Annotated in this window: 12 protein-coding genes; 6 read left to right on the top strand and 6 right to left on the bottom strand. The window is 74.4% G+C overall.

What is annotated here, in order from left to right:
* Window positions 1-58: 58 nt before the first annotated feature.
* Window positions 59-1,051, top strand: a complete 993-nt coding sequence (locus tag ACI79D_RS21085) for an NAD(P)H-quinone oxidoreductase (RefSeq protein ID WP_456920453.1) — start codon at window positions 59-61, stop codon at window positions 1,049-1,051.
* 12 nt (window positions 1,052-1,063) lie between these two features.
* On the opposite strand, the gene ACI79D_RS21080 is transcribed toward ACI79D_RS21085, so the two are convergent.
* Window positions 1,064-2,287, bottom strand: a complete 1,224-nt coding sequence (locus tag ACI79D_RS21080) for a cysteine desulfurase-like protein (RefSeq protein ID WP_456920452.1) — start codon at window positions 2,285-2,287, stop codon at window positions 1,064-1,066.
* Between the two features lie 90 nt (window positions 2,288-2,377).
* Between ACI79D_RS21080 and ACI79D_RS21075 the strand changes: the two genes are divergently transcribed.
* On the top strand, window positions 2,378-2,938 hold the full coding sequence (locus tag ACI79D_RS21075) for a bacterial proteasome activator family protein (protein WP_456920450.1): 561 nt from the start codon (window positions 2,378-2,380) through the stop codon (window positions 2,936-2,938).
* Between the two features lie 118 nt (window positions 2,939-3,056).
* Complete coding sequence (locus tag ACI79D_RS21070; RefSeq protein ID WP_456920449.1) at window positions 3,057-3,326, top strand: DUF4190 domain-containing protein; 270 nt, start codon at window positions 3,057-3,059, stop codon at window positions 3,324-3,326.
* A gap of 70 nt (window positions 3,327-3,396) precedes the next feature.
* Here the strand turns inward: ACI79D_RS21070 and ACI79D_RS21065 are convergent, their stop codons facing one another.
* From ACI79D_RS21065 to serS, 5 genes are all read right to left on the bottom strand, one after another.
* On the bottom strand, window positions 3,397-5,037 hold the full coding sequence (locus tag ACI79D_RS21065) for a methyl-accepting chemotaxis protein (protein WP_456920448.1): 1,641 nt from the start codon (window positions 5,035-5,037) through the stop codon (window positions 3,397-3,399).
* A gap of 248 nt (window positions 5,038-5,285) precedes the next feature.
* Entirely contained in the window at window positions 5,286-6,881 is a 1,596-nt protein-coding gene (locus tag ACI79D_RS21060) for a methyl-accepting chemotaxis protein (protein WP_456920447.1), read from the bottom strand.
* 141 nt (window positions 6,882-7,022) lie between these two features.
* Complete coding sequence (locus ACI79D_RS21055; RefSeq protein WP_456920446.1) at window positions 7,023-7,826, bottom strand: HAD family hydrolase; 804 nt, start codon at window positions 7,824-7,826, stop codon at window positions 7,023-7,025.
* An 11-nt stretch (window positions 7,827-7,837) separates the two neighbouring features.
* A complete protein-coding gene (locus ACI79D_RS21050; protein WP_456920444.1) occupies window positions 7,838-8,749 on the bottom strand; it encodes an HAD family hydrolase in 912 nt (303 codons plus the stop codon).
* A complete protein-coding gene (gene serS / locus ACI79D_RS21045; protein ID WP_456920443.1) occupies window positions 8,746-10,041 on the bottom strand; it encodes a serine--tRNA ligase in 1,296 nt (431 codons plus the stop codon). Before serS ends, ACI79D_RS21050 begins: the two co-directional genes overlap by 4 nt.
* 182 nt (window positions 10,042-10,223) lie before the next feature.
* Between serS and ACI79D_RS21040 the strand changes: the two genes are divergently transcribed.
* Genes ACI79D_RS21040 through ACI79D_RS21030 form a run of 3 tightly spaced genes read left to right on the top strand, consistent with a single transcriptional unit; the run spans window position 10,224 to window position 12,774 of the window.
* Window positions 10,224-10,940: a hypothetical protein gene (locus ACI79D_RS21040; RefSeq protein WP_456920442.1), complete on the top strand. Its 717-nt coding sequence runs from the start codon at window positions 10,224-10,226 to the stop codon at window positions 10,938-10,940.
* Window positions 10,941-10,996: 56 nt separating this feature from the next.
* Window positions 10,997-12,430 (top strand): GuaB1 family IMP dehydrogenase-related protein, encoded by a 1,434-nt coding sequence (locus ACI79D_RS21035; protein WP_456920441.1) that lies wholly within the window; start codon window positions 10,997-10,999, stop codon window positions 12,428-12,430.
* Window positions 12,427-12,774, top strand: coding sequence for a metallopeptidase family protein (locus ACI79D_RS21030; RefSeq protein WP_456920440.1), 348 nt, complete (start codon window positions 12,427-12,429; stop codon window positions 12,772-12,774). The genes ACI79D_RS21035 and ACI79D_RS21030 overlap by 4 nt, the downstream gene beginning before the upstream one ends.
* Window positions 12,775-12,886 lie beyond the last annotated feature (112 nt).

Here is a 12,886-nt window from a genome sequence, read left to right as displayed (position 1 = left end):
GGGTCCCGCCCCGAGCGGGCGAGGGGTGGGGAGGACGGGGTCCTTCTAGGGTGCGGGCATGCGCGCGGTGACTGTACGCGGACCGGGTGGGCCCGAGGTGCTGGAGTGGGGCGAGGTCCCCGATCCCGAGCCGGGGCCCGGCGAGGTGCTCGTCGACGTCGTCGCCACCGCGGTCAACCGCGCGGACCTGCTGCAGCGCGCCGGCAACTACCCGCCGCCGTCCGGGGCCAGCGAGATCCTCGGCCTGGAGTGCAGCGGCGTGATCAGCGAGGTCGGTGAGGGCGTCACCGGTTGGAAGATCGGCGACGAGGTCTGCGCGCTGCTGTCCGGTGGCGGCTACGCCGAGCGGGTCGCCGTCCCGGCCGGGCAGCTGCTGCCCCGCCCGGCCGGCGTGGAGCTGGCCACCGCCGCCGCGCTGCCCGAGGTGGTCTGCACGGTGTGGTCCAACGTGTTCATGCTGGCCGGGCTCACGCGGGGCGACGACTTCCTGGTGCACGGCGGGTCCAGCGGCATCGGGACCATGGCCATCCAGCTGGCCGCCCGCGCCGGCGCCCGGGTGTTCACCACCGCCGGCACCGCGGCCAAGCTCGACGTCTGCCGGGAGCTCGGCGCCGACGTGCTGATCAACTACCGCGACGAGGACTTCGTCGAGTGCGTGCGCGAGGAGACCGACGGGGCGGGCGTCGACATCGTCCTGGACAACATGGGAGCCAAGTACCTGGCCCGCAACGTCGACGCTCTGGCCACCGGCGGGCGGCTGGTCTGCATCGGCATGCAGGGCGGGACGAAGGCCGAGCTCGACCTCGGCAAGCTGATGCGCAAGCGCGCCGCGATCCACGCCACCACGCTGCGGGCCCGCCCGGCGACCGGTCCCGGCGGGAAGGCCGAGATCGTCGCCGCCGTCCGGCACGACGTGTGGCCGGACGTCGAGCGCGGGGTGGTCCGCCCGATCGTCGACCGCCGGCTGCCGATGTCGCGCGCGGCGGAGGCGCACCGCGTGGTCGACGCGAGCGAGCACGTCGGCAAGGTGCTGCTGCTCACCGGGGACTGAGGCCGGGGGCGGTCAGCGCGGGCGCAGCGCCGCGACCGAGTCGATGAGGTAGCCGACCTCCTCGGCGGTGTTGTAGTGCATGAGGCCGAGCTGCACCGCCCCGCCCTCCTCGTTGGCGCCGAGGGCGTCGAAGAGCTCGCGGGCGTAGAAGTCGCCGTCCCAGGCGCAGATGCCGCGGCGGGCCAGCTCGTGGGCGACCTGCCGCGGCCGCATGCCGGCCACGGTGAAGGCCAGGGTCGGCGTGTTGCGCGCCGCCGCACCGAGGACCTGCACGTGGCGCATCGCGCGCAGCGCCTGCTCGAGCCACTCGTACAGCGCGCCCTCGTAGGCGGCGACGGCCGCCATGGACATGCGCAGCCGGTGCCGGCGGCTGCCGAGGGCACCCTCGCTGAGCCCCGCGAGGTGCTCGACGGCCGCGGTCACCCCGGCGAGCAGCTCGAAGGGGTGCCCGCCGCTCTCGAAGCGGTCGGGCACCCGGTCGGGGACGGGGACCAGCTTGTCCGGCTGCAGCTCCCCCAGCAGCGCCGGGTCGGCGACCACCGCGCCCACCCGCGGTCCGCACCACTTGTCCGCCGCCACCGCGAGGAAGTCCGCTCCGAGCTCGCCGACATCGAGCAGGTGGTGCGCGGCCGCGTGCACCCCGTCGACGTAGACCAGCGCGCCGACCGCGTGCGCCCGCCGGGCGATGGCCGCGACGTCCGGCCGGGTGCCGATGGCGTTGCTCGCCGCGGTGAGGGTGACCAGGCGGGTGCGCGGCGTGAGCAGCTCGTCGTACTGCCAGTCGGGCAGCTCGCCGGTCTCGATGTCCACCTCGGCCCACCGGACCTGCACGCCGGCGGCCTCGGCCAGGTGCAGCCAGGGCCGGATGTTGGCGTCGTGGTCGAGCCGGCTGACCACGATCTCGTCCCCCCGGCGCCAGGTGCGGGCCAGCGCGCGGGCCACCGTGTAGGTCAGCGCGGTCGCGTTGGCGCCGAGCACCACGCCGGCGGGGACCCCGCCGACGAGGTCGGCCACGGCGGCGCGGGCGCTGGCCACCAGGCCCTCGGCGCGGGCCGAGGCGGGGAAGACCCCTCCCCGCGCGGACACCGGGGTGCGCATCGCCTGCGCGACGGCCAGCACGACGCTCTCGGGCAGCAGCGAGCCGGCCGAGCCCTCGGCGTGCACCAGCCCGTCGGAGAGCCCCGGGAACAGGCCACGGACGCGCGCGACGTCCAGGCGTCCCTCCCCCGGTCCCATGGGTTTCGACCCTAGACGCTGGGCCCGCGCGCCGAGCACGTGTGCACGGGGGCCCGGCGGGCGCCGTCCTCCTCGGGGGAGGATGGAGGCATGACCGCACCGGGAAACGGCAGTGAACGTCCTCAGCAGGTCGTCGTCGTCGGCCCCGACGGCCGGCCGGTCGGCACGATGCCCGTGCCGCAGGGGCCTGACGGGGACACCGGCGCCCCGGACGGCGCGGCGGGCCTCACCGACATGGTCGAGCAGCCGGCGAAGGTGATGCGGATCGGCACGATGATCAAGCAGCTGCTCGAGGAGGTCCGTGCCGCGCCCCTCGACGAGGCCAGCCGTCAGCGGCTGCGCGACATCCACGCCTCCTCGATCCGCGAGCTGGAGCAGGGCCTGGCCCCGGAGCTGCGCGACGAGCTGGAGCGGATCACCCTGCCGTTCAGCGAGGACCAGACGCCGTCGGACGCCGAGCTGCGGATCGCGCAGGCGCAGCTGGTCGGCTGGCTGGAGGGCGTCTTCCACGGCATCCAGACGGCGCTGTTCGCCCAGCAGATGGCCGCGCGGGCGCAGCTGGAGGAGATGCGCCGCCGCGCGCTGCCCGGAGGCCCCTCGGCCGCACCGCAGCAGCCCGACTTCCGCCCGGGCGGCGGCCAGTACCTGTGAGGGGTGACCGCCGTCACCCGTCCGGGTGACGGCGGTCGACCGGGTGCTTGACCGCCGTCCGCGCCGGTCACCCTCCGTGTCCCCGGCCGGGTCCCCGGCCCGTACGAGCGGAGGAACGGTGAGCACGCAACCGCACACGACGACACGCAGCGGGACGCAGAACGGCCTGGCGGTCGCCGCCCTGGTGACCGGGATCGTGGGCGCGGTCTTCGCCTGGCTGTTCGCCATCGTCGGCCTCGCCCTCGGCGTGGTGGCCGTCGCGCTCGGCGCCGTGGCCCGGCGCAACGGCACGGCGACCGGTCAGGCCACCGCGGGCCTGTGGCTGGGTATCGCGGCGATCGTCATGGCCATCGTGAACATGGTGATCGCCTACAACCTCCTCACCTGAGCCCGGACGCACGACGGCGCCGCCCTCCCACACGGGAGGACGGCGCCGTCGGCCTCTGGACGGGGTCCTTCTAGACGGTGAAACGCCGGATCGCGCCCTGCAGCTCCCCGCTCATCCGGGCCAGCTCGGCCGCGGCGCGCTGGGCGTCGGCGACCCGCGCGTTGGTCTCCTCCGTCCCGGCGGCGAGCCCGGTGATCGCGGAGGCGATGTCCCGTGAGCCACCGGCCGCCTCGGCCACGTTGCGGTTCATCTCGTTCGTGGTGGCGGTCTGCTCCTCGACGGCCGCCGCGATGGTGGCCTGGAAGTCGTTGATCTCGCCGATCACCGAGCTGATCTGACCGATCGCCTCGACCGCACCGGCGGTGTCGGCCTGGATGGCCTCGACCCGCCGGGAGATGTCCTCCGTGGCCCGCGCCGTCTCCTGGGCCAGCTCCTTGACCTCGCTGGCCACCACGGCGAAGCCCTTGCCGGCCTCGCCCGCCCGCGCCGCCTCGATGGTCGCGTTGAGCGCGAGCAGGTTGGTCTGCTCGGCGATGCCGTTGATCAGCTTCACCACGGTGGCGATCTCCTGCGAGGAGTCGCCCAGTTTGCCGACGGTGCGGGTGGTGTCCTCGGCGACGGTGACGGCCTGTCCGGCGACCCGCGCCGCCGCCGTCGCGTTCTGGGCGATCTCGCGGATCGCGGTCTCCATCTGCGTCGACCCGGTGGCCACCGTGTCGACGCTGGCGGCGACCTCACCGGCCGAGGTCACGACCACACCGGCCTGACCGGCCGCCGTCCGGGCGTTGTCGGCGATGGCGTCGGCCGCGGTGTTCAGCTTCTGCGACGCGTCCTCCAGGCGGCTCGCCGAGGCGCCGACGAGGGTGAGGACGTCGCCGATGGCGTCGAGCGTGTGGTCCAGCGAGCGGGCGACCTCACCGATCTCCGCGCCGCCGGTCTCGCCGACCCGGACGCTGAGGTCGCCGCCGGCGACCTCGTCGAGCACCTCGCGCACCCGCTGCACCGGCCGGGTCACCGTCCGGGCCAGGACCAGGGCCAGCGCGACGCCGATCGCCAGGCCGAGGAGCACGATGCCCACGGTGATCGCCCGGGCCGTGCGGTAGGCGGCCTGCGCGTCGGCGGCGACCTGCTGGGCGACCTCCGCCTCGGCCGCGGTGGCCGCCTGCAGCGCCTCGACCGCGACGGCCTCGGCCTCCTCCAGCCGCCCGATCGCCGGTACGGCGGTGGCCCAGTCGTTGGCCCGGATCGCGGTGTTCACCGTGGTCAGCGTGTCGAGGTAGGTGTCCTGGGCCGCGGTGAAGCCGTCGACCTGCTCCACCACCGCTGCGGGGAGCGGCTGACCGGCCACGACGTCGCCCTGCGCGAGCAGCGCCTCCCGCTGCTCGTCGGCCTTGCGCCGGTTCATCTCGATGACCTCGGGGGCGACGGTCGTGATGTTGGCGCGCGCGGCCATCGTCTGGAACCGCCACCAGGCGACCTCCAGCTCCTCCAGCTCGCGCAGCGGCACCGTCCCCTCGGTGTACACGCGTTGCGCGCCGTCGCTGAGGACTCCCATCCGCTGGACGCCCACGATGCCGGCGGTCAGGGTGGTGAGGGCGACCGCGAGGATCGCGGCCAGCAGCCGGCCGCGCAGGCCCACGCGGCTCAGCAGTCCGGACCGACGGTCGTCGGGCGTGGTCGGGGGCGGTACCTGCGCGCGGGCGGCGTCCATGCCGGGTCTCCTGGGTCCGAGGGACGGACCGCCGGGTGCGGCGGTCCCGCGTGCACTGTCGGCGGACAGGTGTCCGTGTTGAGCCGAGACGTGTCCGCGGTCACCACCGGCGCGGGCCGGCGGACACACCCGCCCCGCCCCCCCCGCCGCGGAGGGGGCGCCGGCGCCGCGCCGGCGGCCCCGTCCCCGGTGACCGACCGATCCGCGGGGTCGCCGTCGGGGGCGGCGGCGCCCCCGACGGCGGACCGTCAGAAGCGGAAGCCGCCGACGAGGTCCCGCAGCCGGCCGGACACCGACGCCAGCTCCTCGGCCGCCTCGTGCGAGGCCCCGACGTGCTCGGTGGTGGACCGGGCCACCGCGGCCACGCTGTCGATGCCGGTGGCGATCTGCCCCGACCCGGTGGCGGCCTCGGCGACGCTGCGGTTCATCTCGGTGGTGGTCGCGGTCTGCTCCTCGACCGCCGAGGCGATCGTCGCCTGGTAGTCGTTGATCCGGTTGATGACCTCGGCGACCTCGGCGATGGCGGTCACGGCGCTGCCGGTGTCGGCCTGGATCGCCTCGACCCGCCGGGCGATGTCCTCGGTGGCCTTGGCCGTCTCCTGCGAGAGCTCCTTGACCTCGTTGGCGACGACGGCGAACCCCTTGCCGGCGTCACCCGCGCGGGCCGCCTCGATCGTGGCGTTGAGGGCCAGCAGGTTGGTCTGCTCGGCGATCGAGGAGATGACCTTCACGACGTCGCCGATGGTGCGGCTGGACTCCCCGAGCCGGGACACCGTCTCGGTCGTCGTCCCGACGGCGGCGACGGCCCGCTCGGCGACCGAGGCCGCCTCGGTGGCGTTGTGCGCGATCTCCCGGATGGAGGCGCCCATCTGCTCCGACCCGGCGGCCACCGTCTGCACGCTGGAGGAGACCTCCCCGGCCGCCGCGGCGACGACGGCCGCCTGCGCCGAGGACTCCTCCGCCCCGGAGGAGATCTGCCGCGACAGGTCCCCCACCCGGGTGCTGGCGGTGGTCAGCGCGGCGATCGCCTCGGAGAAGGTCCCCATGAGCCGCCCCAGCGACTCCAGGGCGGCGTTGGTCGAGCGGGCCATCCGGCCGATCTCGTCCTCGCCGCGGACCTCGAGCCGCTGGGTGAGGTCGCCCTCGGCGACGGCGGCGAAGGCCTCCTCGGCCTCGGCCAGCGGCCGGGTGATCCCCCGCGTGGTCCGCCAGGCGATGACCACGGCGAGCACCGCCGCGGCGGCGCAGACGAGGACCATCGTGAGCAGGAAGCCCGAGGCGATGCCGCGCGCCTCGTCGCTGAGGTCGGCGTTCATCGCCTCCTCCATGTCGATGAGGACGTTGATCGCGCCGAGCCACTCGATGAACAGGGGCTTGGCCTGCTGGGTGAGCACCTCGAGCGCGGCGGCCTGCTGACCGGTCCGCTCCAGCTGGACGACCTGCTCGATGAGCGGCAGGGTCTCCGCCTCGATCCGCTTGATCTCCGCCAGCGCGGCGACCTCGTCGGCGTTGACGTTGCCCTCGACGGCGAAGAGGTCGTCCATCGGGCCGGCGGACGCCGTGTACTTGGCGGCCAGCTCCTCGATGAGGTCGACCTCCTGCTGCACCTGGGCCGGCGTGGTGCTCAGGACGACGTCCCGCAGCGCGATCGCCCGGTCGTGGACGCTGCCGCGGAAGTTGATGGCGTACCGCTGCTTCACCGCGTTGAGGTCGTTGATCGTCGTCAGGGAGTCGTTGATCGACTCGACCCGCAGCACGCCGATGCCGGTGAGGCCGACCATGCTCAGGACGACGACGAGGAAGCCGAGGGTCAGTCGGCGGCTGATCGACAAGCTCTTTCCCATGGCGCTCTCCGGCTGCCGGTGTCAGGGGGAGCGATCACTCCCTCGACAGCAGGTGTCGGCCCCCGCGCGGGTGTGTTGAGCCGAACAGTGGAGTCACTACACCGAGTCAGAAAGGTCGTGCACGACCCATCTGACCTGCGGCTACAACGCGGCGAGGAACGCGGCGACCCCGTCGTCGTCGTTGCTGCCGGTGACGTCGGTGGCCGCGGCGAGCAGGTCGGGGTGGGCGTGGGCCATCGCCACCGCCCGGCCCCCGGCCTCGCGGACCCAGTCGAACGCGGCGATGTCGTTGGGCATGTCCCCGAAGACGACGACGTCCTCGGGGCCGACGCCGTGGCGGGCGGCGACCTTGGCCAGCCCGGTGGCCTTGGTGACCCCGAGCGCGGAGATCTCGGCCAGCGCGTCGCTGGAGGAGGTGGTGACCGTCGCGCGGTCGCCCACCACGGCCTCGACCAGGGCGACGAACTCGTCGCGCGGCAGCGACTCGTGGCGGGCCAGCAGCTTGGCCACGGGCGCGGACACCATCTCCTCCAGGGAGGCGACGGCCACGCCGGGGGCGTCGACGTCCCACCGCGGCTGGTAGACCGGCTCGTGGCGGAACTCCAGGCCGTACTCGACGGCGAACCAGGTGTCGGGCTGGCGCCGGCGCAGCTCGGCGGTGACCTCCTGCAGCACGGCCGGCTCCAGGGTGTCCTCGTCGAGGATCTCGAAGCCGGCCAGGTCCAGCAGCACCGCCCCGTTGCAGCAGACCGCCGTGCCGTGCCGCAGCACCTCGCGGATGCGGGTCATCCAGCGCGGCGGCCGCCCGGTGGCCAGGACGACCGGCACGCCCTCGGCCCGCCAGCGCTCGAGCTCGGCGACGGTCGCCTCGCTCACCGTGTCGTCCCAGCGCAGCAGGGTGCCGTCCATGTCGCTGGCGATCAGCTTCGGCTTCCAGTCAGACATCGCGCGACCGGTCAGACACCGAGGACCGCCTCGAGGTACCGGGCGACGCCGTCGGCGTCGTGCCCGCTGGTGCGCAGGGAGGTCGCGGCGAGGACGTCGGGGTGCGCGTTGGCGACGGCGACCGACCGCCCGCCGGCGACCCGCACCGCCTCCAGCATCGGCAGGTCGTTGGGCATGTCGCCGAAGACGAGGACGTCGCCGAACCCGACGCCGTAGCGCTCCAGGGCGATGGCCAGCCCGGACGCCTTGGTGACGCCGACCGGCAGGACCTCGATGAAGCCGAGACCGGCGTGGGTCAGCTCGGCCTCCGCCGGGTCGACGACCCGCCTGGCGCGGGCCAGCAGCTCGTCCTGCCCGAGCGAGGGCGACCGGAGGAACACCTTGAGCACCGCGCCCTGCGGCAGCACCTGGGCACGCGGCAGGAGGTGCGCCGGCTCCGGGTAGGGCCAGTCGAAGCCGTGCTGGACGCGCAGCGCGCTGTGCACCTCGGCCTGCTCGGCGGCGTCCTCGACGGCGACGACGAGCTCGCCGGCCACCGCCTCGATCCGCTCGATGACCGCCACCGCCTGGTCGCGGGGCAGCCCCACGGTGCGCAGCACCTCGTCGCGCTCCAGGTCGACGACGAAGCCGCCCTGGGCCAGGACGGCGATGCCGCGGCCGTCCATCGCCCCGCGGACGCTGTCGAGCAGGCGCGGGCCGCGGCCGGTCACGCCCACGACCGGGATCCCGGCGTCCCAGCAGGCATCCAGCGCCGCCCGCGTGCGGGCGCTGACCTCGCCGTCGGAGCGCAGCAGGGTGCCGTCGAGGTCGCTGGCCACCAGCTTGGGGCGCCAGCTGCCCAGGTCGGCGAGCTCGACCACGCGGTCGGAGTGCGGGGAGGGCACGTGGCCGGAGAGCACGGCCCGGGGCGCGGGATCGCTCATGCGACGGGCACCGGCGCCGCCAGCGTCATGCCGGGGATGAGGGACTCGACGCCGCCCAGCCAGGGGCGCAGCGCAGCGGGCACGTGCACCGACCCGTCGGCGCGCTGGTGGACCTCCAGCAGGCAGGCGATGGTCCGGGCGATCGCGCACAGCGTGCCGTTGAGCGTGGCCGCCGTCTGGTTCTTCCCGTCGGCGTCGCGGTAGCGGGTGTTGAGCCGCCGGGCCTGGAAGGTCGTGCAGTCCGAGGTGCTGGTCAGCTCGCGGTAGGTGCCCTGGCTGGGGAACCAGGCCTCGATGTCGTACTTGCGGGCGGCGCTGGTGCCCAGGTCGCCGGCGGCGATGTCGACCACCCGGTAGGGCAGCTCCAGCGCCTGGAGGAACTCCTCCTCCCAGGCCAGCAGCCGCAGGTGCTCCTCGGCGGCCTCCTCGGGCCGGCAGAAGCTGAACATCTCGACCTTGTCGAACCAGTGGACGCGGATGATGCCGCGGGTGTCCTTGCCGTAGGACCCGGCCTCGCGGCGGAAGCAGGACGACCAGCCCGCGTACCGCAGCGGCCCGGCCGACAGGTCGAGCACCTCGTCGCTGCGCATCCCGGCCAGCGCGACCTCGGAGGTGCCGACGAGGTAGAGGTCGTCGCGCTCGACCCGGTAGACCTCCTCGTCGTGCTCGCCGAGGAAACCGGTCCCCTCCATGGCGGTGGGCTTGACCAGCGCCGGGGCGACCACCGGGGTGAACCCGGCGGCGACGGCCCGGCTGATCGCCAGCTGGGCGAGCGCGAACTCCAGCAGTGCGCCCGGGCCGGTGAGGAAGTAGAAACGGGCGCCGGAGACCTTCGCGCCGCGCTCCATGTCGATCGCGCCGAGCGCCTCGCCGATCTCCAGGTGGTCGCGCACCGGGAAGTCGTAGGCGGGGACCTCGCCGACGGTGCGCAGGGTCACCGCGTCGTCCTCACCGCCGGGTGGCACCCCGTCGTGGACGACGTTGGGGATGCGAAGGTGCGCCTCGCGCAGCGCGGCGTCCGCGGTGCGCAGCGCCTCCTCGGCCTCCTTGACCTGCGCGGCCAGTGCCTTGGCCCGCTCCAGGACGGCGGGCCGCTCCTCGGGGGTCGCCTTCTTGACCGCCTGCGAGGCGGCCTTCTGCTCGGCGCGCAGGTCGTCGGCCCGCTTGACCGCCTCGCGGCGGGTGGCGTCGGCGGCGAGCAGGTCGTCGACCCGGGACTCGTCGGCTCCGCGGGCACGCTGACTGGCCTTCACGCGGTCGGGGTGCTCACGCACGAGTCGCAGGTCGATCACACACCGATCGTAGGTGGCCGCGCGGTGCGCGCCCGGGCCGCGGCCGGGGATGCCGCCCCTCCGGGCGAGATCGCGCCATCTGGGCCGGGGGTGGGCCTGCTGCCCGCGCCGGGGCGCCCCCGTGCATCCGGCAGGCCGGGTCGGGGCGAAGGTGGGGGAGGACACCGCTGACGGAGGCCGCCGTGACCGACACCCACGGACGCCGGGGACGCTGGCTCCTGCTCGCCACCGCCGTGGCCCAGGTCGTCGGCCCACCGGTCGCCGGCTTCGACCAGGGCTCGGACACCGACCCGGTGGTCGTGCCACCCGGGCCCTTCTTCGCCATCTGGGGTGCGATCGTCCTCGGCTGCCTCGCCGCCGCGGTGTGGGGACTGCCTCTGCAGCGGGCGAGCAGCGAGCCGTGGCGAGGTGTCCAGCTGCCCCTGTCGCTGGCGCAGACCGGCTTCCTCGCGTGGCTCGTGGCCGCTGCCACGCTCCCCGTCCTCACTCTGCCCGTCTTCGCGGGCATGGTCGTCGCCCTGGTCGTCTGCCTCCGCCGAGTCGTGGCGACGCGGACCGACCGCGTCACCCGGGTCCTGCTCGGTGGCAGCGTCGGGCTCTACACGGGGTGGGCCAGTGCCGCCGTGTGGGTGAACGCCGCGACGCTGCTGCCGGCAGGAGCCGCCTCGGCCACCGCCCCGCTGGCCGTCCTGCTCACCGGTGCCGCGCTCACCGCGGCCGTCCTGACGCGGCTGGTTCACGGCCAGATCGCCTACGTGCTGGCGGCCGGCTGGGCTCTGCTCGGCGTGCTGGTCTCCACCGCCGGTCACGGGACCGAGCTGCTGTCCGCCGTTGCCGCGGCCGGGCTCGCCGCCGTGGCACTGACCGGGGCGACCGCGACGCCACACCGCCCCGGCTGACCGGCCGTCGGTCGCGGTTGCCGTGGTCGTCGGCGTCCTGCGGGACAATGGGCTTCATGCGCTTCCTTGGCGGCACCCGCCCGGCGACCGACCTGACCTATGCCGACGTCTTCATGGTGCCCAACCACTCCACCGTGGGCTCGCGGCTCGAGGTCGACCTCACCACGCCGGACGGCGTCGGCACGACCATCCCGGTGGTCGTCGCCAACATGACGGCGATCTCCGGACGGCGGATGGCCGAGACCGTCGCCCGCCGCGGGGGCCTGGCCGTGCTGCCGCAGGACATCCCGGTCGACGTCGTCACCGAGGTGGTGTCCTGGGTCAAGCAGCGGCACCCGGTCTACGACACCCCGATCACGCTCACGCCGACCTCCACGGTGGCCGAGGCGCTGTCGCTGATGCACAAGCGCGCCCACGGCGTGGTGGTCGTCGTCGACGAGGCCCAGCGCCCGGTCGGCATCGTCACCGACGGCGCCTGCCAGGACGTCGACCGGTTCAGCCAGCTCGCCCAGGTGATGACCGAACCGCTGACCGTCCCGGCCGGCACCGACCTGCCCAAGATCTTCGACGTCCTCTCCGAGGAGCGGGTGAACGCCGCACCGGTGGTGGAGGGCGAGCGGCTGGTCGGGATCATCACCCGCAAGGGCGCGCTGCGCTCGGCGCTCTACCTGCCGGCGGTGAACGACGACGGGCACCTGCTCACCTCCGCCGCCGTCGGCATCAACGGGGACGTCGCCGGCAAGGCCGGGGCGCTGCTGGCCGCGGGCGTCGACGTGCTGGTCGTCGACACCGCGCACGGGCACCAGGAGAAGGCCGTCGAGGCGGTGCGGGCCGTGCGGTCGGTGGCGGGGTCGGCGCCGGTGGTGGCCGGCAACGTGGTCACCGCCGAGGGCACCCGGGACCTGATCGAGGCCGGCGCGGACGTCGTCAAGGTCGGCGTCGGGCCGGGCGCGATGTGCACCACGCGGATGATGACCGGGGTGGGGCGGCCGCAGTTCTCCGCCGTCGAGGAGTGCGCCGCGGCCGCCCGCGAGCTGGGCCGGCACGTGTGGGCCGACGGCGGCGTGCGCCACCCGCGCGACGTCGCGCTGGCCCTGGCCGCCGGCGCGGCCAACGTGATGGTCGGCTCCTGGTTCGCCGGGACCTACGAGAGCGCCGGTGACATCCACGACGACGGCTCCGGCCGGCTGTACAAGGAGTCCTTCGGCATGGCCTCGGCGCGGGCGGTCAAGGCCCGGACGGCGACGCAGAGCGGCTTCGAGCGGGCCCGCGCCGGCCTGTTCGAGGAGGGCATCAGCTCCTCGCGCATGTACCTCGACCCCGCCCGCCCCGGCGTGGAGGACCTGGTCGACCAGATCGTCGCCGGGGTGCGCTCGTCGTGCACCTACGCCGGCGCCCGCACCGTCGACGAGCTGCACGAGCGCGCGGTGCTCGGGGTGCAGAGCGCGGCCGGCTACGAGGAGGGCCGGCCGCTGCCGACCTCCTGGTGAGGCCGCTGCCGCTCCCGGTCTTCGAGGAGCTGGTCGCCGACGCCCTCGACGCGGTGCCGGCCGAGCTCATGGCGCTGCTGGACAACGTCGTCGTCCTGGTCGAGGACCGCAACGAGGACGAGCCGGACCTCCTCGGCCTCTACGAGGGGTACGCGCTGACCGAGCGCGGCTGGCAGTACGGCGGCGCGCTGCCCGACCGGATCATGATCTACCGCGAGGCCATCTGCGAGATGTGCTCGACCGCCGAGGAGGTGGTCGAGGAGGTGACGATCACCGTCGTCCACGAGATCGCCCACCACTTCGGCATCGACGACGAGCGCCTGCACGAGCTCGGCTGGGGTTGACGGTGCCCCGTGCGTCGGTTTCCGCGGCCCGAGGGCTCGACAGGATTCCTCGACCTACGGCTCATGCTCAACAGCGGCACCCGGGTCACCTCGGTCGACCAGGCCCTCCGGG

The sequence above is a fragment of the Geodermatophilus sp. SYSU D00708 genome (assembly GCF_054050115.1).
This window is presented reverse-complemented; position numbering and strand designations above follow the sequence as displayed.

Excerpts from the sequence above, each read along its gene's own strand:
- ACI79D_RS21085 (WP_456920453.1), top strand. The coding sequence starts at position 59 with ATGCGCGCGGTGACTGTACGCGGACCGGGTGGGCCCGAGGTGCTGGAG.
- ACI79D_RS21065 (WP_456920448.1), bottom strand. The coding sequence starts at position 5,037 with ATGGACGCCGCCCGCGCGCAGGTACCGCCCCCGACCACGCCCGACGAC.
- ACI79D_RS21035 (WP_456920441.1), top strand. The coding sequence starts at position 10,997 with ATGCGCTTCCTTGGCGGCACCCGCCCGGCGACCGACCTGACCTATGCC.
- ACI79D_RS21075 (WP_456920450.1), top strand. The coding sequence starts at position 2,378 with ATGACCGCACCGGGAAACGGCAGTGAACGTCCTCAGCAGGTCGTCGTC.
- ACI79D_RS21055 (WP_456920446.1), bottom strand. The coding sequence starts at position 7,826 with ATGTCTGACTGGAAGCCGAAGCTGATCGCCAGCGACATGGACGGCACC.
- ACI79D_RS21080 (WP_456920452.1), bottom strand. The coding sequence starts at position 2,287 with ATGGGACCGGGGGAGGGACGCCTGGACGTCGCGCGCGTCCGTGGCCTG.
- ACI79D_RS21060 (WP_456920447.1), bottom strand. The coding sequence starts at position 6,881 with ATGGGAAAGAGCTTGTCGATCAGCCGCCGACTGACCCTCGGCTTCCTC.
- ACI79D_RS21050 (WP_456920444.1), bottom strand. The coding sequence starts at position 8,749 with ATGAGCGATCCCGCGCCCCGGGCCGTGCTCTCCGGCCACGTGCCCTCC.